General features: G+C 59.7%; 1 protein-coding gene. It reads left to right on the forward strand.

The features are described from left to right. Nucleotides 1-1545, forward strand: a 1545-nt coding sequence (locus tag EOL86_14785; protein NCD26835.1) for a hypothetical protein, incomplete at both ends; no start/stop codon positions are given.

The following is a 1545-nucleotide window of genomic DNA, read 5'->3' on the forward strand; positions in this document are numbered from 1 at the left end:
CAAACGACGATACCTTCGTCTCAACAAATTTTCCTGCATGGGCCAATTTCACCGGCATCCAACTGGATTACTACGAAATCACGTGGAGTTTTACCAATGGCGGTGGGTTTACTGCTCCAGACATCGATTTCATCTCCTTCTCCGTGGACAACATGACGGGTCCCGTCGCAACCCCCACCATCTCCATCACCGACGCCACCCTCACCGAAGGCGACAGCGGCACCGAGACCATGGATTTCACGGTCAGCTTGAACGCCGCTTCAACCGGAACGGTGACGGTCTTCTACTGCACATCAAACAACTCGGCCACTGCGGGCAGCGACTATGAGGCACCGGCAGCCAACAGTTCCCTCAATTTTGCTCCTGGCGAGATCAGCAAAACAATTTCCGTCACTATCACTGGCGACACGCTCATCGAAGGCAACGAAACGTTTTCCGTCAACCTGACGGATGCCGTCGGCGGGACGATCTCGGACGGAGTGGGAACGGGAACCATCACCAACGACGACGTCAACAGCGCGCCCTTCTCCCGCGACATCACCTCCTTCCTGACCCTGGGCGCATCGAGTGGCGCGCAAACAGCCGCCGGCACGGTGGCGACAACCGCCATCGACAACATCACGCTTGAAGCATGGGTCTATTTGGACAACACCACTGGAGCACACCATCTGTTGTTCAACGGCAATGGCGGAAACAATGGTTACGGACTCTATATCAGCGGCGGGACCATCAACGTCTTGATGGGGTCCGTGGGTTGGATCGTGTGCTCCACGGGTGGCAGCTACAACTCTGCGAATGCTTCCGTGTTGCAGGCCGGAGAATGGACGCACGTCGTTGCCACGCGCAACTCTGCCGACGGTGGAACGGATGGCTGGAAGATGTATGTCAATGGACAAGCTCTGGCGACACAATTCAATACTGCGGGAGGAGCCAACGGAACGCCTCGCGCCATGGACGGCAGCAGTTATATTCAAATCGGATCATCCGCGTATGATCCATCCGGTCTGTCCGTCAGCGAGGCGCGCATTTGGGCCAAGGCCCTGACGCAGGCCGAAATCCAGGCCAACATGGCAGGCAGCGTGGCCACCAATGCCGCGAACCTTGCCGGGTACTGGAAACTGGATCAAACCAGCGGCGCCACGTTCAACGACGTTCGGACCAACGGAACGCAACATAACCTGACCGGAACCGGTGCCATCACCTGGACCGCCTCCACCTCCGGCGCCACCAACGAGGACACGGTGCTGTCCGGCATCCTCTCCGGCGGCGATCTGGAAACCGACGTCACCTACGCCGTCACGCAGCCGTCGCATGGCACGGTCAGCGTCAACGCCGCCACCGGAGCCTATACCTACACACCGAGCGCCAACTATAACGGAAGCGACAGTTTCACCTTCACCGTCAACGACGGCGCGGTTGCATCCGCGCCGCGCACCGTCAATTTGGCCGTCACGGCCATGAACGACGCGCCGGTCATCACCAGTAACGGCGGCGACGCCACCGCAGCCGTCAGCGTGGCCGAGAACACCACGGCGGTGGCCACGG

The organism is Deltaproteobacteria bacterium (genome assembly GCA_009930495.1).
Taxonomy (GTDB): domain Bacteria; phylum Desulfobacterota; class Desulfovibrionia; order Desulfovibrionales; family Desulfomicrobiaceae; genus Desulfomicrobium.